Genomic DNA, 19555 nt, shown 5'->3' with positions numbered 1-19555 from the left:
TCGAAGCGATCCGACCTCACCCCGCGAGCGGGGCGAGGTGAGGAAAGCCCGCGGTGACTATCGGCGGCAAATCCGCTATCTCTTGAGACCTGCTTCGCGGACGGGTTTTACGCATGGCGCGCGCCAGCAATCTCTTGATCGGCACCCTGACGCTGGCCCTGGTCGCCGGCTCGCTCGGCGGCTGGCTGGGCTATCAGCGCTATGCCGGCATCAAGCGGATGGTGCCGTTCCGCGTCATCTTCGAGGGCTCGGCCTCCGGCCTGCGCCGCGGCGGCAGCGTCAACTTCGCCGGCGTGCGGATCGGCGAGGTGGTCTCGATCAGGCTCGACCGGCACCGCGTGGTGGCGATGACGCGGATCGAAGGCAACGCCCCGATCAAGAAGGACACCCAGGCCGGCCTCGAATTCCAGGGCCTGACCGGGATCGCCTCGATCTCCTTCACCGGCGGCACCGACGATGCGCCGCCGCCGACGCTCGGCGCCGACGGCATTCCCGAGCTGACGGCCGACGCCGAAGGCACGATGGGGATCCAGGAGAAGCTGCGGGTCGCGCTGCGCAATGTCGACCGCGTCATCAGCGAGAACGAGGCCGACATCAAGGACTCGCTGCTCGGGCTCGAGAACTTCACCAATTCGCTGTCCGGCAATGGCGAGCTGATCGCCGGCTTCATCGACGCCGCCGACGACGGCATCAGCGCGGTCGACGCCAAGATGAACTCGGCCGACAAGTTCCTGAAAAGCTTCGGCAGCGACAAATATGGCGGCGAGCTGCTGCCGACCGTGATCTCGCTGCGCGAGCTGATCCAGAGCTTCGACAAGAAATCCAGCGCCATGATCGCCGAGACCCGCAAGACGCTCAGCGACGTCAGCCAGTCCGTCAACAAGTTCAACGAGAAATTTGTCGGGCCCGCCGGCAGGCGCTAGATCATGATGCGTTTCCATGGAATCGCATCATGATCTCATCTCTTTGTTTGAGCATGATCTTTTCGGAAAACCGGTATCCACTTTTCCGGATCATGCTCTAGTCTGGCCTTCCGACCAAGAACCAAGAACAACGGAAACGCTCAACGTGCACGACCGGACCGCAGCCCCCTCTCCGCCTCCCGTAACCGTCAACCGCGCAGCACCCGCCGTACCGCGGCATCTGCGGCGCTATCTCACGCTCGACGATTTCGAGCCGCAGGCGCGCCGGCTGCTGCCGAAATTCCTCTACGGCTACATCTCCGGCGGCGCCGAGACCGATATGGCCCGCACCGACAATCGCCGGGCGTTCGAGGAATACGGCTTCGTGCCGCGGGTGCTGCAGGACGTCTCCGGCCGCGACCAGACCGCGACGCTGTTCGGCAAGACCTACGCCTCGCCGTTCGGCATTCCGCCGATGGGCTCGTCCGCGCTGTGCGCCTATCGCGGCGACATCGTGCTGACGCGCGCCGCTTCTGCCGCCAACATCCCGATGATCCTGTCGGCCTCCTCGCTGATCACGCTGGAGGACGTTCGCGCCGCCAATCCTTCGGCCTGGTACCAGGCCTATCTCGCCGGCCTTCCCGAGCGGATCGAGCCGCTGGTCGACCGCGTCGCAGCGGCCGGCTACGACACCTTCGTCGTCACCGCCGACGTGCCGGTGCCGCCCAACCGCGAAAACAATATCCGCAACGGCTTCCAGGTGCCGCTCGAGATCACGCCGCGGGTGTTCTGGGACACCATCACCCATCCCGACTGGCTGCTCAACACCTGGGCGCGCACCGTGTTCAATCACGGCATGCCGCATTTCGAGAACATGGACGCCAAGCAGGGCCCGCCGGTGCTGTCCAAGAGCCTGATGCGCAACATCGGCAGCCGCGACCAGCTGGCCTGGAAGCATGTCGAGCTGATCCGCAAGCGCTGGCGCGGCAAGCTCGTGGTCAAAGGACTGATCTCGCCGGAAGACGCCCGGCTGGCGCGCGAGCATGGCTGCGACGGCGTCATGGTCTCCAACCATGGCGGCCGCCAGCTCGACTACACCGTCTCCGGCTTGCGCACGCTGCCAGAGATCGCGGCGCAGAAGGGCAACATGACCGTGATGGTCGACGGCGGCATCCGCCGCGGCACCGACGTGATCAAGGCGCTGGCGCTCGGTGCGGACTTCGTCTGGATCGGCCGGCCGTTCCTCTATGCCGCCGTGGTCGCCGGCGAGGCCGGTGTGGCGCGCGCGATCTCGCTCCTGCATGCCGAGATCGACCGCGATCTCGCGCTGCTCGGCATCCGCAGCCTGAAGGAGATCACTCCGGACCTGGTGCGGAAGTTCTAGAGCGTTTTCGAGCGAAGTGGATACCGGTTCGCGTGAAGAAAACGCGTCACAACAAGAGTCTGGAGCCCCGTTGCGATTCTATCGGAACGGGAAAGGCTCCAGGCTCACGCATAGCGCGCCGCGCCCATGCAGAGCGCGGTGATCGCGAGCAGCCCGGCGGCGATGCGCTGGGCGACCGCCAGGCGCGAGCGCGCGGCTGAGGTATCGCCCGCGCCGCTGCGCAGCTGCCGGACCGCGCCGCCGCCGACGATGATCTGCACGGCGATCGCGGCCAGCGCTGCGATCGCGCCGCCCGCCAGAATCTGCTCCGACAGCCCGAACGAGCCTTCATGGACCAGGCGCCAGAGCGTGGCGCCGGTCACGATCGCGACCGTCGCGGCGCCGATTTGCGGAAACAGCAGCTTTTCGCCGCCGAGGCCGCCGGTGCGCGCCAGGGTGAAGCTCGAGCCGGCCCAAAACACCGATGACAGGACGTGAAGGGACAGCGCTATGATGAGGGCGGTCTGCATGATGTCGCTCCGGATGGGCATTGAAATTAGATATACATAATGTATATTCAATCTGACGAAAGCAAGGCAAACCGATGCCGCCGCGCAGCTATGTGAGCCCGGCGCGCAGCGCCGCCGCCGCCGAAACCCGCGAGCGCGTGATCGAGGCCGCCTCGCGCACATTGCGCGACGAGAGCATCGCGCGCTTCTCGCTGGATACGGTGGCGAAGGCGGCGGGCGTGACCCGGCTGACGGTCTACAACCAGTTCGGCTCGCGGCGCGGGCTGCTCGAGGCGGTGTTCGACGAGATCGCGCGCCATGGCGGGCTGCACCAGCTCGCCGACGCCATGACGATGGCCGATCCGCGCGCCGCGCTCGACCGGATGGTGGAGATCTTCTGCGGATTCTGGAGCCGGGATTCCGCGGTCGGCCGGCTGCACGACGCGATGGCGACCGATCCCGAATTCGCCGAGGCCGTGCGCGAGCGCAACGAGCGCCGCCGCCGCGGCGTCACCGCATTGGTCGACCGCATCGCGGGCAAGAGCGCATCACAGCAGGCCCGCAGCGACGCCGTCGACCTGATCTTCGCACTGACGAGCTATCCGACCTTCGCGTCGCTGAGCGCGGGGCGGTCGAGCGATGATGTCTGCCGGCTGGTGCAGGCCGCCTGCCACGCGGCACTTGCGCCGCTCGCGCCGCTTTCAGACCCGTCATCCTGAGAGAATGTGCATGTATTCAGCGTCGTCCTGGCGAATGCCAGGACCCATTACCCCAACCGCTTGTTGTTGTGCGAGGCTGGGGCCACCATCGCACGCTCAATCGAATTCGGTGGTTTTGGGTCCTGGCTTTCGCCAGGACGACGGCGGGGGGGGGGCCGCTCGCTACAATTCTCACCCTGTCATCCTGAGGCGCTCGCCTTGCGGCGCAATTGCGCCGCTGGGCGAGCCTCGAAGGATGTACGGCCACAGTCGGGCCGTCGACCCTTCGAAGGCCGCTGAAGAAGCGGCCACCTCCAGCGACAACGGCAAAGCCGTTGCGCGAGGGTGACGGACCACCTCTTGGGCAAGCGGCTCGGCTACCCGATCTTGAACTTGCTGTAGGCCTCGCGCGTCGCGATGATGACGTGCTCCTCGCAGCCGTTGCGGCGATGCGGGTCGCAGCGGTCTTCGTAGTCGGCCGAGGTCATCATGTCGATGAAGGCGGCGACGCTCGGGTAGTAGACCAGCGCGAGATAATCCCAGCGCTGGCCGGCCGGGTCGCCCAGCGCGACCGTCTCGGCGCTGCCGGTCCACAGCAGCGTGCCGCCACGCGCCTTGATCATCGGGACGGTGAGCGCGCTGTAGCGCAAATAGGCATCCCAGCCCGAGCCGTCGCCGTCGAGCGACCGCGCGCGAAACCGCATCAGATTGACCATCACGACCGGCGCCTCGCGGTCCAGCTCGTTCAGGCCTTTGACGTTCAAGAGATCGACACCCATCACCCGCTCCCGCCCAAAGCCCGTCACTCCCGCCACATCAGTCCGGCCGCAACGATTATGTCACATCGCGGGACTAGCCTGAAATACCGCCGGGCCGTAAGCTCAGGCCAGCTCTCGGAGGTCAAGGCCGTGATGACCCTTCCAGAACTAGCGGCCGATGCGCTCGGCAAATTCCTCGGCGAGTACATGCAGCGCCGGTTCGGCTCTTCGCAGACCCAGCTGGTGGAAATGGTACCCTCGATCGCCCGGATCGCGCTCGAATGCATCGGCAACAGCGACGCGCTCTATCACAATGTCGAGCACACCATGCTGGTGACGCTGGCCGGCCACGACATCCTGCGCGGCCGCGCGCTGCACTCGCACATGAGCGCCGAGGATTATGCCCATGTCATCATCGCCTGCCTCACCCATGACATCGGCTATGTGCGCGGGCTGTTCGAGGCCGACGGTCAGGACGGCTATCTGGTCGATGCCGACGGTCGCAAGATCATCCTGCCACGCGGCTCGTCGGATGCCGCACTGATGTCCTACCACGTCGACCGCTCCAAGATCTTCGTGATGGAGCGGCTCAAGGGCGTCACCCTGCTCGACAAGGAGCGCATTGTGCGTGCCATCGAAGGCACCCGCTTTCCGCTGAGCGCCCCTGATGACGATGAGGATTTCGGCGAAGAGGCCACCCTGCTGCGCGCCGCCGACCTGATCGGCCAGCTCGGCGATCCCCACTACATCCGCAAGGCCAACGCGCTGTACATCGAATTCGAGGAGGCCGGACTGAACCACCAGCTCGGCTACGATTCGCCGGCCGATCTCGTCGACCGCTATCCGCGGTTCTACTGGGATAGCGTCGCGCCGCATGTGCAGAAGGCGATCCGCTACCTCAACATCACCTCGAGCGGACGGCAATGGATCGCCAATCTCTACAGCAACGTGTTTCGCGCCGAGCGCGACATCTCGCTGTCGGGTCCGCAGAAATAGGCGGCGGGCCGACGAAGACCCATCCCCGTCATCCTGAGGTGCGAGCGGAGCGAGCCTCGAAGGATGAATCGGCCACAGCCGGGCCGCGCATCCTTCGAGACGCGCTCCGCGCTCCTCAGGATGACGGAATTGAGCTGCCGTCGCGCTGTGCGTGACGACGAGTTCGACCACGCATGGCTCCAATCCGCTCTTTCGTCTTGTCGCGGCGGCGGATTCGGGCACAACATCCACCCAATAATGACCGCCTTGCCCGCACCTGCCACAACGCCACGCCGCTCGCCGCTCAACTGGCTCAATAACCAGCCCTATCTGCTGCTCAGCCTGACGTCGCTGTTCTGGGCCGCCAACATCGTGCTGGCGCGCCATGTCGGCAGCCATGTGCCGCCGGTCACGCTGACCACGATCCGCTGGTTCGGCGTCTTCCTGATCCTGTTGCCGTTCGCCTGGCCGCATCTGAAGCAGGACTGGCCGAAGCTGCGCGGCGCCCTGCCGCTGATGCTGCTGCTGTCCGCGGTCGGCTTCGCCTTCAACAACGCGATCTCCTACTGGGCGATGCAGTATACCGAGGCGCTCAACGCGCTCTTGATCCAGTCGGCGGGGCCGCTGTTCGTGGCGCTGTGGTCACTGATCCTGTTCGGCGTGCGGCTGACGCCGGCGCAGCTGGCCGGCATCGCGATCTCGCTGGCCGGTGTGCTGACCATCATCCTGCGCGGCGACTTCTCCGCGCTCGCCGGCATCAGCTTCAACCGGGGCGACATCATGTTCGGCGCCTCGCTGGTGTCGTTCGGGCTCTATTCGGCGCTGATCCCGCGGCGACCGAAGATCCATCAGCTCTCGCTGATCTCGTTCACCACCTGCTGCGGTGCGCTGATGCTGCTGCCGGTGGCGGCCTGGGAGTTCGCCAACGGCGTGACGCTGAAGTTCGACTTGCTGACCGGCGCAACGCTCGCCTATGTGCTGATCTTCCCGTCCACGCTCGCCTATCTGTTCTTCAACCGCGGCGTCGCGCTGATCGGCCCGAACCGCGCCGCGCCGTTCTTCCATCTGGTGCCGGTGTTCGGCTCGGCGATGGCGATCCTGCTGCTCGGCGAGACGCTCGCGCCGTTCCATCTGATCGGCTACGCGCTGGTGCTCGCCGGCGTCATCATCGCCTCGCGGCAAGGATCCGCCAAGACATCGGCGAAGCGCGAGGCCGTGAACCCATAAATCTGCCGGGCGGACAGCTTGCCAAAGTCCGCTATGCACCGATAGCGACCAAATTCTGCAGCGCAGCTAAATGACGCGATGGGCCAATAGGCAACTTCGGCACATTTTGACGTAACGAGCAAAGGAACGACATCTCCGTGGACGCGTTTCAAGATGGGCGTCGTGGAGCTAAAACATGGATCGACAAGCCGAAGTCGAACACCTTGCGCAGTCCGACAGGCATATCGCGACCGCCGAGCAACACATCACGAAGCAACGACTTTTACTTGATAATTTGCGGGCGGAAGGTCACGACACCAAAGTTGCGGAGGAGATGCTCACGGGCTTTGAGCACAATCTAAAGACGCTGCGTGAGCATCGAGCGATAATTGTCAAAACGATTGAGCAGATCGACGAGGGGCTGGCTTGATCACCGGACGTTACGGTTCGACCGAATCGGCTCCCTGTTTTCCCCATGCGGAGCCGGCATCGACGGCCAACTAACAAGGTTGCCTTGAAGCCCTTCCTCGGTCTCCTCGATGGCCCTAACGATGAGCTCGCGGTGTTCTTGCATTACCTGTAGATTGGCCTCGAATACCCGCAACGTTTCCTCCGCGAGCTGCGTGTCTTGGCCGCCGCATCGTAGGTTCTCGATCAAGGCCACTTGCTCCCTGATCACGCATTCAGCCTTTGCTACGTGTTTATTGGCAATAGATAGCTGTTGCCGCTCAAAAGAGCGCCGCTCCTGCGCCTTCCTTTTTCTATCGACAGCTGCTTGCATCCGAAAGCCGTCAGGCTGCTGAGGTAATGGTTTTTTGATCTCGCGCTGCTTGGTTTTTGGAATGTTTGGTCGAGGATTTTCCGAAAGGACTTTGCGGCCCAGCGCAATAGCTGCGCGTCCCGACGCCAGGTGACGAGCGTCGTGCTCTTTGTCGAGAGACGAGAGACGGAAAAAGCGGAAACCTGGCAACACCATCCCGGCGCTCCCTGTCGCAGGCGGAAGCGCGACCGGCCCCAGTCGGGGGGACGCGGAACCGCCGGCGACAAGGGCACTTTACTGGAATTGGGGCACTGAATACAGCGAAGCGGGCGGCAGTTCACTTGAGGCGCCTTCGCCGGAACGGCGCCCCCCCCCCCCGCGTTATCTGGCATGGCACAGGACCTTGAGACACTGTTCGCGCGTGCCGACGCCGCTATGCAGCGTTCCAGACAGCTGGCGGAGGCCATTTCTGCAGCGCATAAACGCCTGCTGGACCAAATATCCGCGCGACGACTATTGGGCTTCAGTCCCGCTGATCGGAAGGTGAGGTACCCGCAGGATTTTCCTGAAACGCGCCCTGCCTCTCAGCCGTTTCCAGCCCAAGCTGACGATAGCGGGACCTGGCGCTTTCGGCACGAACGATAGTGGCTCTCACCTCCCGGGCTACCCTTTGGGCCCGTATCAGGTGCTCTATCGCTTCTTCCTTGACGCGATAGCTATCCTCAATAGCACGGTCGGCGCGCTTGAGCAGATCGTCCATCGCACGTAAAAGCCATGCGGAATAGATTGTTCCTATCGGCCCGGGGCTTTCCTAAAGTCCGTTGCGGGTCATCCGCGACCGGGTCGCAAGTCCGGCCCAGTCCGCTATGCCGCCGAAAGCGGAAGTCAATTCAGAGCATTAGCGACACGGCACGGGGCGTTGCCAGTTGATGGCGCTGCCCGAGACGTGATTCAAGCTCCGAAAACCGGAGCCTCGGAGCATGCGCTGCGAACTCAGCGATTACGAGTGTACCGCCATCAAACCGATGCCGAACAAGCCGCGCGGTGTTCGGCGTGCAAATGACCGTCGCGGGCATACGGCAAGTAAGACCGCCTCAGCTGGCGGCCTATTCTCATTGAGCGCACGATTAATTTCCTAGCAGTGGCACAAACTGCACTTTGGTCGCCAGTCATCCCGAGCTAGATTTCAACCCCACGCAGGGGTTGTATCATGACTAGTGACCTACTTTATAGGGCGAGCATTGTAGCGTTGGGGCTGAGCCCCATCGCTCTGGTTGCCATCGTTCTATTTGTTTGAGATCGAGACCGCCCCAGTTTGATGGCCTCTTTCACTTTGCGCGTAACGCGCAACTTCACCGTAATCGACGGTGGGCGCTCTTGGGAGCGCTCCAAAGAAGCAGCCCCAGCGAGGGGACTGGCTGGGGCCGATTTCCCGTGGATTCGTCCATGTGCTGTGGGCAGGTAGTCAGCACTGGACGTTGCAAGTCAGCGAGCGTGTCCTAACGGCAAGAGAAACGGCCCCAGCACCCTTGGAGGTGATGCTGAGGCCGCCCCTCATTCCATTGCTTGCCGAGCCGCCGCTTCGGTAATCGGGCTAGCCCCTCTGGGCCTGAAAAAATTGTCCTTAATGAAACCGCCTTGCCCAGTGCGGGAATGATCGAATCAAAGCGTGTGCCAGTCAATTAACTTGAGTGAATCAAAGGTAAACAAATCGTCCGGATGCTTAACGGTCGGGCGTCCTGGTCCGCGCTGCGTCCTAACTGGGACAGCACCATCTATCGAGAGAGCAAGAGCCCTCACCCGGATTGCACTGGACGATGCTTCGCATCGCCAGGCGCAATCCGACCTCTCCCCAACGGGATAGGTGTACCGAGAGCGCGCCAAGCCATCCAACCAAACCCATCCCGCTCTAGCTGTCGCCGAGGAGATGGCTAGCCAACCTTGCGCAAGCCGGCGGATTTGCGTGGCGAATATGGCTTTGCCGCCAGCGTTTCCGTGATGAAGTCGATAAACCGCCTCACCTTGGCCGGCACGTGGTTACGCGAGGCGTAATAGACGTAGAGCGGAAAACGCTCGTCGGGCCAGTCCGGAAACAGCTCGATCAACGCGCCGCTCCTCAGGTGATCGTCGAGGCCGAGATCGATCACCTGCGCGATGCCGAAGCCGGCCAGGCAAGCGCCGAGCTTGGTTCCTGAATCGGTTACGGTGAGCCGCCCGTTGACCGCCACCGGCACGACCTCGCCGCCGCGCCGAAACTCCCAATCGAAGGGACGCCCGGTCGACGCGTCGATTGCATGGATGCACTGATGGTCGCGGCTTGCCAGCTCCCGCGGATCAAGCGGCCGGCCGTGTCGTTCGAGATAGATCGGCGAGGCCACGGTGAGCACGCGTGTATCGAGTACGCGGCGCGCAATCAGCGCCGACGGCGTCGGCTCGCCGAAACGCACCGCCAGATCAAAACCGTCGCTGACCAGATCCGCGATCCGGTCGCGGGTCTCGATACGCAGCTCCATGCCTGGATTCTGCAGCAGGAACTCGCTCAGCTTCGGCGACAGCACCATGCGGGAGAACAGCGGGTCGACATTGACCCGCAGCCTGCCGCGAACCGCATCGCGCGATTTCGAGGTCTCCGCCGCCGCTTCGCCGATCCCGGCCAGATGCGCGGCAACCCGCTCGTACAGCGCGCGTCCTTCCTCGGTGAGGTCGACGGCGCGGCTCGTGCGGTGAACCAGCCTGGCATCGAGGCGCGCCTCGAGCTTCGCGATCGCCTTGCTGACCCCGGATTGCGTCATGCCGAGCCGTTCGGCGGCCCGGCCAAAACTGCGCGCATCCGCCAGCGCCGCGAGGACCACCAGGCCGCCAACCAGCCGACCGTCAACTTCGTCCATGCCGATGCCTTTCAGTCATCCAAGAGATGACCGCCCAGTCGTAGCACTCCGCCATCATATCGGCCACTGTCGGCGCAGATCACCGGTTCGATCCGGTGCGGCCACCGCCACATCATCCATCAAGGAGATTTTGCTATGATCGACATCGAGGCCATCGCGTCCGCGATCGATGGATATTTCAACCTGATGTACGACGTCGACGATAGCCGGTTCCGCGAGGTCTTCTCCGATGCCTGCATCGTGCACGGCATCCGGGACGGCAAGCACACGGTGCGGTCGGCCGCGGAATTCCGCGACTTCATCCGCAGCCGTCCCTCGCCGGCGTCGATGAAATCGCCGCGCGAGGAGGCCATCATCAGCATCGACCAGACCGCGTCCGATCTGGCCATCGCCAAGGTACGCGTCAGGGCCGGCCAAACCGGCTTCATCGATCATCTGGTGTTTCATCGGATCGACGGCCGGTGGCTCATCACCACCAAGGCGTTTCACGTCGCGCAGGTCTTTCCGGCGGGATCGTAACGCACGGCCGACTTTCGGAATATTAGAAATATGACGCTGATTTGCCCGACGTGTCAAGCTGCCTGGTCGAGCGCCGGCCGCCACCGGCCCCTTTGCATGGGGTTGTTTTCGATATTTTTGGCAGCGCGCCCCTGCGAGGCCCGGGAGCAGCCATGCGGCGAAAGGCTGCTCCCGGCACGGCTTCCGCAGCCATGGCGGCCGGGCTAGCTTCGGCCGCAATGGGCCTGTTCAGGGTCCGCGCGGGGGACGACGACATGGTGATGGGATTGAGACGATACTGCTGCCTGGCGGCCGCAGCCGCCGCCGCGCTTGCGGCGATATCCGGAACGGCACTTGCACAGACCTATCCCACCCGCAACATCACACTGGTGCTGCCGTTTGCCGCCGGCAGCGGCACCGACACCACGACGCGGCTGATCTCCAAGGAGCTCGGAGTTGCGCTCGGCGTCGGCATGGTGATCGACAATCGGGCCGGCGCCAACGGCTCGATCGCGGCGAACTATGTCGCCCGCTCCGCCCCCGACGGCTACACGCTGTTCGTCACCACGAACACGACGCACTCGGCCAATCCGTATCTGCTCAAGACCATGAACTACGATCCGATCAAGGATTTCACGCCGATCGCGCGCACCGGCGACCTGCCCTTCATGCTGGTGATCCATCCGGACATCCCGGCGAACTCGGTCGCCGAGCTGATCGCGCTCGCCAAGAAGGAGCCGGGCAAGTACAGCTACGCCAGCGGCTCGTCGTCGGCGAGCGTCTCCGGCGCGACCTTCGCGCGGCTCGCCGGCATCGACCTGCTGCATGTGCCCTACAAGAGCTCACCGCCGGCACTGACCGACGTCATCGCCGGCCGCATCTCGATGATGTTCATCGACGTGCCGACCGGGCTGCCGCACGTCAACGCCAAGGTGCTGAAGCCGCTCGCCGTCACCACCAAGCGCAAGTCGGCGCTGCTGCCGGACCTGCCGACGATGGACGACACCGTGAAGGGCTTCGATATCACCTCCTGGCAGGGCTATCTCGGTCCCGCCAACATGCCGAAGGACGTCGTCGTCAGGCTGAATGCGGAGATCCGCAAGATCATCGAGCGGCCGGATATCAAGAGCCAGCTCGCCGAGCGCGGCATGGAGGCATTCTCCGGCACGCCCGAGGAGTTCGAGGCGTTCCTCAAGGAGCAGCTCGTGCTGTGGGAGAAGCTGATCGCCGACGCCGGAATCGAGAAGCAGTAGGCGAGAACGACACTGGGTGGACGTCTGCCAATTCCGTCATCCTGAGAGCCTGACTGAAAAATGGGTGAGTGATCTCAGTGGGGTGTGATTCCATCGGATTTGCAAAGATTCGAGGGAGAGCACGATGCCCTGGACCAAGATCACTCGGGAGCAATATCGGCGGGACGATCTGCGTTATGCAAGCGATATGACCGATGCGGAGTGGGCGCTGATCAGACGCCTGTTGCCGCGAGCGAACCGGCGCGGCCGGCCGCGTAAGACGGAGCTGCGTCGTGTGATCGAAGCGATCCTCTATATCGTTTCGACCGGCTGCCAGTGGCGGGCGTTGCCGCAGGAGTTCCCGCCCTATTCGACGGTGCAGGGCTATTTTTATAGATGGCGGGATACAGGCCGGTGGCAGAGGATTGTCAGCGTGCTTGTCCGACGGGCGCGAAAAAAGCTTGGACGGACACCGAAGCCGACGGCAGCCGTGATCGACAGTCAAAGTGCGCCGACCACCCAAGCTGGCGGACCGCGCGGCTACGATGCAGGCAAGCGCATCTACGGCCGCAAGCGGCATATCGTGACGGATACCAATGGCCTCCTCCTCGGGGTTCATGTTCATCCGGCCAACGTTCAGGACTGCCATGGCGCCGTACCGCTGCTGAAGAACGTGCGGATGAACTTCCCCCGGCTGCGCCACGTCTTTGCCGACCGGGTCTACCGCGGAAATCAACTCCTCGACGCGCTCTCAGACTGCGGTCCATGGACTGTCGAGATCGTCGAGCGGCCTCAAGGCGTCAAAGGCTTCCAGCTTCTGCCGAGGCGGTGGGTGGTTGAACGCACATTCGCTTGGTTCGGCAGATGCCGCCGCCTCGCCAAGGACTTCGAGGCGACGGTGGCAACCGAAGCTGCCTGGCTGCTGATTGCACACATCAGGCTCCTGACCCGCAGACTCGCGGCTGCAGCTAAGGTTGGGTGATTTATGAGTCAGACTCTGAGGAGGCCGCAACGCGGCCGTCTCGAAGGATCGACGGCCCCGCTGGTAGCCGTGCATCCTTCGAGACGCGCGCGAGAGCGCGCTCCTCAGGATGACGGGGATACGGATTCGTTGGGTGGAATAGCGTAGCATACCCACCCTACGCGATCGCCTTACGCCGCGCGCACCTTCTGAAGGAACTCGTCGACCGCGTTGCGCAGCATGCCCGATTGCGTATCGAGCTCGCGGGCATTCGACAGCACGTCGCCGGCCGCGGTGCCGGTGGCGGCGGCCGCTGACGTGACGCCGCCGATATGGGCGGAGATCTCGCTCGAGCCGGCCGCGACCTGCTGGATGTTGCGCGCGATCTCGCGCGTCGCATCGCCCTGCTGGTCGATCGCGGTCGAGATCGAGGCGGTGATCTCGCTCATCTGCGCGATGGTCGCGGTGATGCCGCCGATCGAGGTCACCGCCTCGCCGGTGGAAGCCTGCATCGCCGCGACCTGCGCCGAGATCTCCTCGGTCGCCTTCGCGGTCTGGTTGGCCAGCGCCTTCACTTCAGAGGCGACCACTGCGAAACCGCGGCCGGATTCGCCGGCGCGCGCCGCCTCGATGGTGGCGTTGAGCGCGAGCAGGTTGGTTTGAGCCGCGATCGAGTGAATCAGCTTGACCACCTCACCGATCTTCTCGGCGCCGGTGGAGAGCGCCTGCACGGTCGCGTTGGTGCGCTCGGCATCGGCCACCGCCCTGCTCGCGACCTCGCTGGAGCGCGCCACCTGGCGCGAGATCTCGGCAACCGAGCTGGAGAGCTCCTCGGCGGCAGCGGCGACGGTGCCGACATTGTTGGAGGCGCTGTCGGACGCAGCGCCGACGGTCGCGGCCCGCGCGCTGGCGTCGCTTGCGGTCGCGGTCATCGATTGCGCCGTGGTCTGCATGCCGGCGGCAGCGGAGGCCACCGTGCGGACGATGCCGTTCACGCTGCGCTCGAAATCGTTGGCGATATTCTCCATCGCGCCACGGCGCTCGGCCTCCGCGCGTGCTTTGGTCTCGGCCTCGGCCTGTTCCAGGCCGCGGATGCGAACCGCGTTGTCCTTGAAGACCTGAACCGTGGCCGCCATTCCGCCGACCTCGTCACCACGGCCGACGCCGGGGATGTCACCGTCGAGCTTGCCGTCGGCGATGTCGCGCATGCGGGCGCCGAGCAGGTTGAGCGGACGGGAGATGCTGCGGCCGATCAGCCAGGCGACCGAGCCGGAAACGACGCCGATGCCGAGGATCGCGAGGCCGAGCAGCCAGGCAATCGGCCGCATCTTGGCGTCGATATCGTCGAGATAGGCGCCGGTGCCGAGATACATATCGAAGCCGGGGACCGCGACGGCGTAGCCGAGCTTGCGGATCGGCGTCTCCTGGCCGGGCTTCACATAATCATAGAACAGCAGGATCTCGCCCTTGGCCTTCACGCCGTCCATCAGTTCCTGCGACAGCTTGCGACCATTGGTCACGACGTCCATGCGATTGGTTCCGACCTGCTTCGGATCGGGCGCCAGCACCGTGATGCCGCTGTAGTTGGTGCCGAACAGATAGCCGGCGCCGTTGTCGTAGGTCAGGGTGTTGGCACGCTTGCCGAACTCGGCCAGTGCCGCTTCCTTGGTCAGCTTGCCGGCATCGACATCCTTCTTCAGGCCCGCCGCCATGTTCTTCGCCATCTCGACGATCGCCTTGGCCAGGTCGATGCGCGCATTCATCATCTCCCGCTGCATCAGGTGACCGGCGAGGATGCCGGCCGTGCACAGGCCAAGGAGGGTCACCCCCACCAGAATGCCGAGCTTGGGGGTGATCTTCAGATTTGACAGCTTCACGGGGGTCTCCAGAAGAGGCGGGGAACGCGACGCGATTGGCGGATTGATTCCGCGCACCGTAATGTGAGACCCTTTACCTGATGGTTACGGAGGTTCCCCGTAGAAGCCCGGAGAATCAGGCCGCGGACCAACCGGCAATTGTGGAGAGAACAGCGCGGCTCGCGTACAAGCATGGGAAGGCGGCGACCCAGCCGCGCTCCAAGAAGCAAGAAGAATCAAGATCAAGAAGCAAACCAGCAAGAAGCAAGAACAGCAGACTCACATCGGGAGCAGACAATGTCGAAATTCAGGGTGGTCACGCCGAAGGGCGCGAGCTTCACGGTCGCCGGCGGCGGCTACGACTATGAGCGCGAGGCGCTCGATCCGATCGGCGCCGAGATCGTCGAGGCGCCGGCCAATGAGGCCGAATTCATCGCCGCGGCACGCACCGCGGACGCGATCTACGCCAAGGGCATGCCGATCACCAAGGCGGTCATCGACGCGCTCGAGAACTGCAAGGTGATCACGCTCGGCAGCGTCGGCGTCGACTCGGTCGACGTCAAGGCCGCGACCGCCCGCGGCATCCCCGTCACCAACATCCCCGACACCTTCATCGAGGAGGTCGCCGACCACGCCATGATGCTGCTGCTCGCCGGCTTCCGCCGCCTGATCGAGCAGGACAAGATGGTGCGCACCGGCCGCTGGGCCGAGGGCCGCCCGGCGCTTCTGAAGATTCCGCGGCTGATGGGCCAGACGCTCGGCTTCATCTCGTTCGGCCGGGTCGCCCGTGCGGTGGCCAAGCGCGCCGCGCCGTTCGGCCTCAGGATGGTGGCCTACGATCCCTTCATCCAGGAAACCCTGATGTACGACCACGGCGTGGTCCCCTCGACGCTGTCGGAGGTGCTGTCGCAGTCGGATTTCGTCTCGATGCACGCCCCGGCGCGGCCCGAAGTGCACCACATGCTGACCGAGAAGCATTTTCGCCAGATGAAAAAGTCGGCGATCTTCATCAACACCGGCCGCGGCGCCACGGTCGACGAGGAATCGCTGATCAAGGCGCTGCAGGAGGGCTGGATCGCCCACGCCGCGCTCGACGTGCTGGAAAAGGAGCCTCCGTCGCACAACAATCCGATGCTCGGGATGGACAATGTTACCTTGACCGCCCATGTCGCCTCGGCGTCGGCACGTTTTGACGAGGCGCGCAAGCGCCGGGTGGGCTACGAATTGTCACTAGTGCTGCAAGGCATGTGGCCGGTAAGCTGCGTCAACCCGTCGGTGCTGCAAAACACCGCGTTGCGCCGCTGGCAGCCCGTCAGCATGGATCGCGGTCCGAACAGCTAGGGCGGGAATGCGTTTTTCGTGCGGGGCCCGTCTCTTGCGGGCCCTTTGTGCGGCTGGCGCCGAGACCAAGAGACCTTCACCGGCGGCCAAACGCCGGGAAGGAAAAACAACAACGAAACAATAAGAACGGGAGTGCGAACGACATGAAGTACGAGATCACGCGTCGCGACGCGCTGGTGCTGGGGGCTTCCGCGGCGGCGCTGGCGGTCACCGGCGCTTCGGCGCAGGAGGCGTCGAAAGTGAAGGCAGCCGACGTGGCGGCGCCGTCGCTGCCGATCGAAAAGGACGCCACCTTGCGCATGCTGCGGCCGGTGCGCTTCGTCCAGGCCGACGAGGACGTGTTCCGCGCCAATGCCAAGAAATTCACCGACAAGACCGGTGTCGAGATCAAGGTCGACTTCGTCGGCTGGGAGGACATCAACCAGCAGACCGCCGTGACCTCGAACTCCGGCGCCGGCCCCGACATCATCATCGGCTTCGGCGACGCGCCGCACATCTATATCGACAAGCTGATCGAGCTGACCGATGTCGCCGACTATCTCGACAAGCGCTATGGCGGATGGCTCACGCTGGCGCGCCGATACGGCATGCGCTCGAAGTCGAAGAGCTGGGTCGGCCTGCCGTTCGGCGCCTCGGGCGGCCCGCTGGTCTACCGCAAGTCGCTGGTCAACGCCGCCGGCTTCGACAAGGTGCCGGAGGACCACGCCGGCTTCCTCGAACTCTGCAAGAAGCTGAAGGCGGCCGGCAAGCCCGCGGGCTTCGCACTCGGCAACGCGGTCGGCGACGGCAACGGCTTCGCCAACTGGCTGTTGTGGTCGCACAACGCCGCGCTGCTCGATGAGGAAGGCAACATCATCATCAACAGCAAGGAGACGATCGCGGCGCTGAAATATCTGAAGGAACTCTATCCGACCTTCATCGCCGGCACGCCGTCCTGGAACGACGTTTCCAACAACCGCGCTTACTCGTCGCAGGAGATCGGCCTGACCGCAAACGGCGTCTCGCTATATTTCTCGCTGAAGAACGATCCCGCGACCAAGGCGATCGCCGACGACACCGCGCATCAGTTCCTGATCAAGGGGCTGGCCCCCACCTCTCCGATGTCCGGCCTGACCTTGAACGCAATGGTGTTCAAGCACAGCAAGTATCCCAACGCAGCGAAGGCGTTCCTGCAGTTCATGCTCGAGCACGAACAGTACGAGCCGTGGCTCAACGCCAATTCCGGTTACTGGTCGCAGCCGCTGGCGGCCTATGCCGACGCCGCGGTGTGGTCGAGCGACCCCAAGGTCGCGATCTTCAAGGACACGATGAGGAGCCCGTACTACAACGGCTACAAGGGGCCGATCTCGACCGCGACCGGCGCCGTCAACGCCGACTATGTGCTGGTGCAGATGTGCGCCTCGGTCGCGACCGACGCCGCAACGCCCGAGGCAGCGGCCGCGGAGGCCGAGCAGCGCGCCAAGCGGTACTTCCGGCGGCAGGGCCGGTAAGATCGACCTCAAGCCGCTGTCATTCCGGGGCGATGCGTAGCATCGAACCCGGAATCTCGAGATTCCGGGTCTGGTGCTAACGCACCAGCCCGGAATGACCCTGGAAGTCGGACCGAGACAAGAACCTGATGTCTGTCACCACCCTCCCCTCACGCGGCGCGGCGCTGCACCAGCCGGGCTGGCTCGCGCGCCTGTTCGACTACAAGCCGTTCCTGATCGTGATGTGCCTTGCGCCCGCGATCGGCCTGCTGCTGGTGTTCCTCACCTATCCGCTGGGCCTCGGCATCTGGCTCGCCTTCACCGACACCACGATCGGCCAGCGCGGCATCTACATCGGACTTGAGAACTTCCAGTATCTGCTCAAGGATCCCTTGTGGTGGAACGCGGTGTTCTATTCGATCTTCTACACCGCGGTTGCAACCTTCGGAAAGTTCGCGCTCGGCTTCTGGCTGGCGCTGCTGCTCAACAACCATTTTCCGTTCAAGAGCCTGATCCGCGCCATCGTGCTGCTGCCGTGGATCGTGCCGACGGTGCTCTCCGCGCTGGCGTTCTGGTGGATCTACGATCCGCAGTTCTCGATCATCTCCTATCTCCTGGTCGACGTGCTGCACTGGCGCGACAGCAATGTCGACTTTCTCGGCTCGCCCTGGCCGGCGCGGTTCTCGCTGATCGCCGCCAATATCTGGCGCGGCATCCCGTTCGTCGCGATCTCGCTGCTGGCGGGGCTGCAGACCATCTCGCCCTCGCTCTACGAGGCGGCGATGCTCGACGGCGCCACCTCCTGGCAGCGCTTCCGCTACATCACCTTCCCGATGATGATGCCGATCCTGGCGATCGTGATGACGTTCTCGATCATCTTCACCTTCACCGACTTCCAGCTGGTCTACGCCATCACCCGCGGCGGCCCGGTCAACTCGACCCATCTGCTCGCGACACTGGCGTTCCAGCGCGGCATCGCCGGCGGCGAGCTCGGAGAGGGTGCCGCGATCGCCGTCTCGATGATCCCGTTCCTGGTGTTCGCAACATTGTTCAGCTACTTCGGCCTCGCGCGCCGCAAATGGCAGCAGGGAGAAGCCAATGACTGACGTTGCAGCCCAATCCTCCAACGTCGCCAGCGCCACGCCCGATACGATGGCGTGGGACTCCCGCGCCCGGCGCGTGGTGATGATCTATCTGCCGCTCGCCTGCTTCATCCTGATCCTGCTGTTTCCGTTCTACTGGATGGCGGTCACCTCGTTCAAACCGAACGCCGAGCTCCTGAACTACAAGGAGCACAATCCGTTCTGGATCACCTCGCCGACGCTCGCGCATATCAAGCATCTGTTGTTCGACACGGCCTATCCGCGCTGGCTGAAGACCACCATGCTGGTCGCGATCGGCTCGACCTTCCTGTCGCTGTTCGCCTCGACGCTCGCCGCCTACGCGATCGAGCGGCTGCGCTTCCGCGGCAGTCCCTATGTCGGCCTCGGCATCTACCTCGCCTATCTGGTGCCGCCGTCGATCCTGTTCATTCCGCTCGCCACCGTGATCGTGCAGTTCGGCCTGTTCGACTCGCCGCTGGCGCTGATCCTGGTCTATCCGACCTTCCTGGTGCCGTTCTGCACCTGGCTGTTGATCGGCTATTTCAAGTCGATCCCTTACGAGCTCGAGGAATGCGCGCTGGTCGACGGTGCGACGCGGTTGCAGATCCTGTGGCGGATCACGCTGCCGCTCGCGGTGCCCGGCCTGATCTCGGCCGGCATCTTCTCCTTCACGCTGTCCTGGAACGAGTTCATCTACGCGCTCGCCTTCATCCAGAGCGGCGCCAACAAGACGGTGCCGGTCGCGATCCTGACCGAGCTCGTCACCGGCGACGTCTACCAGTGGGGCGCGCTGATGGCCGGCTCGCTGCTCGGCTCGCTGCCGGTCGCGCTGTTCTACTCGCTGTTCGTCGACTACTACGTGTCGTCGCTGACGGGGGCGGTGAAGGAGTAACGGAGCTTCCGGCGTATTGAAGCGAACTCAATCTATCCCCGTCATCCTGAGGAGCGCGAAGCGCGTCTCGAAGGATCGACGGCCAGCAGCCGGGCCGTGCATCCTTCGAGGCTCGCCCAGCGGCGCAAGTGCGCCGCAAGGCTC

19 protein-coding genes are annotated in these 19555 nt (G+C 64.1%); 13 read left to right on the top strand and 6 right to left on the bottom strand.

Translation table 11 applies throughout. The features are described from left to right. Nucleotides 1–113: 113 nt before the first annotated feature. On the top strand, nt 114–923 hold the full coding sequence (locus ACVIYL_RS15855; RefSeq protein ID WP_225161409.1) for an MlaD family protein: 810 nt from the start codon (nt 114–116) through the stop codon (nt 921–923). 145 nt (nt 924–1068) lie between these two features. After that, nucleotides 1069–2286 (top strand): alpha-hydroxy acid oxidase, encoded by a 1218-nt coding sequence (locus ACVIYL_RS15850; RefSeq protein ID WP_456779093.1) that lies wholly within the window; start codon nt 1069–1071, stop codon nt 2284–2286. Between the two features lie 104 nt (nt 2287–2390). Here the strand turns inward: ACVIYL_RS15850 and ACVIYL_RS15845 are convergent, their stop codons facing one another. Continuing rightward, nucleotides 2391–2795: a hypothetical protein gene (locus ACVIYL_RS15845; RefSeq protein ID WP_456779092.1), complete on the bottom strand. Its 405-nt coding sequence runs from the start codon at nt 2793–2795 to the stop codon at nt 2391–2393. A gap of 74 nt (nt 2796–2869) precedes the next feature. Here ACVIYL_RS15845 and ACVIYL_RS15840 point away from each other — a divergent pair, with 74 nt between their 5' ends. After that, nucleotides 2870–3493: a TetR/AcrR family transcriptional regulator gene (locus ACVIYL_RS15840; protein WP_456779091.1), complete on the top strand. Its 624-nt coding sequence runs from the start codon at nt 2870–2872 to the stop codon at nt 3491–3493. Nucleotides 3494–3849: 356 nt separating this feature from the next. Here the strand turns inward: ACVIYL_RS15840 and ACVIYL_RS15835 are convergent, their stop codons facing one another. After that, a complete protein-coding gene (locus ACVIYL_RS15835) occupies nt 3850–4251 on the bottom strand; it encodes a DUF1330 domain-containing protein (protein WP_456779090.1) in 402 nt (133 codons plus the stop codon). 129 nt (nt 4252–4380) lie between these two features. Between ACVIYL_RS15835 and ACVIYL_RS15830 the strand changes: the two genes are divergently transcribed. The 3 genes from ACVIYL_RS15830 to ACVIYL_RS15820 all read left to right on the top strand — a co-directional run bounded on the left by ACVIYL_RS15830 (nt 4381) and on the right by ACVIYL_RS15820 (nt 6841). Then, nucleotides 4381–5226, top strand: coding sequence for a metal-dependent phosphohydrolase (locus ACVIYL_RS15830; RefSeq protein ID WP_456779089.1), 846 nt, complete (start codon nt 4381–4383; stop codon nt 5224–5226). 237 nt (nt 5227–5463) lie between these two features. After that, the gene (locus ACVIYL_RS15825) at nt 5464–6432 is read left to right on the top strand and encodes a DMT family transporter (RefSeq protein ID WP_456779088.1); all 969 of its coding nucleotides are present in this window, start codon (nt 5464–5466) and stop codon (nt 6430–6432) included. A gap of 175 nt (nt 6433–6607) precedes the next feature. Beyond that, the gene (locus ACVIYL_RS15820) at nt 6608–6841 is read left to right on the top strand and encodes a hypothetical protein (RefSeq protein ID WP_057015605.1); all 234 of its coding nucleotides are present in this window, start codon (nt 6608–6610) and stop codon (nt 6839–6841) included. Here the strand turns inward: ACVIYL_RS15820 and ACVIYL_RS15815 are convergent, their stop codons facing one another. The 3 genes from ACVIYL_RS15815 to ACVIYL_RS15805 form a co-directional block, all read right to left on the bottom strand. Further along, on the bottom strand, nt 6842–7387 hold the full coding sequence (locus ACVIYL_RS15815) for a hypothetical protein (protein WP_456779087.1): 546 nt from the start codon (nt 7385–7387) through the stop codon (nt 6842–6844). Nucleotides 7388–7694: 307 nt separating this feature from the next. Next, nucleotides 7695–7931 (bottom strand): hypothetical protein, encoded by a 237-nt coding sequence (locus ACVIYL_RS15810; RefSeq protein ID WP_057015603.1) that lies wholly within the window; start codon nt 7929–7931, stop codon nt 7695–7697. A 1171-nt stretch (nt 7932–9102) separates the two neighbouring features. Then, nucleotides 9103–10059 (bottom strand): LysR family transcriptional regulator, encoded by a 957-nt coding sequence (locus tag ACVIYL_RS15805; RefSeq protein WP_456779086.1) that lies wholly within the window; start codon nt 10057–10059, stop codon nt 9103–9105. A 135-nt stretch (nt 10060–10194) separates the two neighbouring features. Between ACVIYL_RS15805 and ACVIYL_RS15800 the strand changes: the two genes are divergently transcribed. The 3 genes from ACVIYL_RS15800 (at nt 10195) to ACVIYL_RS15790 (ending at nt 12771) form a co-directional block, all read left to right on the top strand. After that, nucleotides 10195–10578 (top strand): nuclear transport factor 2 family protein, encoded by a 384-nt coding sequence (locus tag ACVIYL_RS15800; RefSeq protein WP_253606898.1) that lies wholly within the window; start codon nt 10195–10197, stop codon nt 10576–10578. A 254-nt stretch (nt 10579–10832) separates the two neighbouring features. After that, a complete protein-coding gene (locus tag ACVIYL_RS15795) occupies nt 10833–11810 on the top strand; it encodes a Bug family tripartite tricarboxylate transporter substrate binding protein (RefSeq protein ID WP_253609884.1) in 978 nt (325 codons plus the stop codon). A gap of 124 nt (nt 11811–11934) precedes the next feature. Then, nucleotides 11935–12771 (top strand): IS5 family transposase, encoded by an 837-nt coding sequence (locus tag ACVIYL_RS15790; RefSeq protein WP_253608194.1) that lies wholly within the window; start codon nt 11935–11937, stop codon nt 12769–12771. A 170-nt stretch (nt 12772–12941) separates the two neighbouring features. On the opposite strand, the gene ACVIYL_RS15785 is transcribed toward ACVIYL_RS15790, so the two are convergent. Then, on the bottom strand, nt 12942–14627 hold the full coding sequence (locus ACVIYL_RS15785) for a methyl-accepting chemotaxis protein (RefSeq protein ID WP_456779085.1): 1686 nt from the start codon (nt 14625–14627) through the stop codon (nt 12942–12944). 276 nt (nt 14628–14903) lie between these two features. Here ACVIYL_RS15785 and ACVIYL_RS15780 point away from each other — a divergent pair, with 276 nt between their 5' ends. The 4 genes from ACVIYL_RS15780 (at nt 14904) to ACVIYL_RS15765 (ending at nt 19411) form a co-directional block, all read left to right on the top strand. After that, nucleotides 14904–15947 carry a C-terminal binding protein gene (locus tag ACVIYL_RS15780; RefSeq protein WP_316398971.1) on the top strand — a complete coding sequence of 348 codons (1044 nt, stop codon included), beginning with the start codon at nt 14904–14906 and terminating at the stop codon, nt 15945–15947. A gap of 143 nt (nt 15948–16090) precedes the next feature. Continuing rightward, nucleotides 16091–17437, top strand: a complete 1347-nt coding sequence (locus ACVIYL_RS15775; RefSeq protein ID WP_069276553.1) for an ABC transporter substrate-binding protein — start codon at nt 16091–16093, stop codon at nt 17435–17437. Between the two features lie 128 nt (nt 17438–17565). Further along, on the top strand, nt 17566–18522 hold the full coding sequence (locus ACVIYL_RS15770) for a carbohydrate ABC transporter permease (RefSeq protein WP_137479049.1): 957 nt from the start codon (nt 17566–17568) through the stop codon (nt 18520–18522). A gap of 46 nt (nt 18523–18568) precedes the next feature. Further along, on the top strand, nt 18569–19411 hold the full coding sequence (locus ACVIYL_RS15765; RefSeq protein WP_016840579.1) for a carbohydrate ABC transporter permease: 843 nt from the start codon (nt 18569–18571) through the stop codon (nt 19409–19411). Nucleotides 19412–19555 lie beyond the last annotated feature (144 nt).

Source organism: Bradyrhizobium sp. USDA 3315 (genome assembly GCF_054056795.1).
This window is presented reverse-complemented; position numbering and strand designations above follow the sequence as displayed.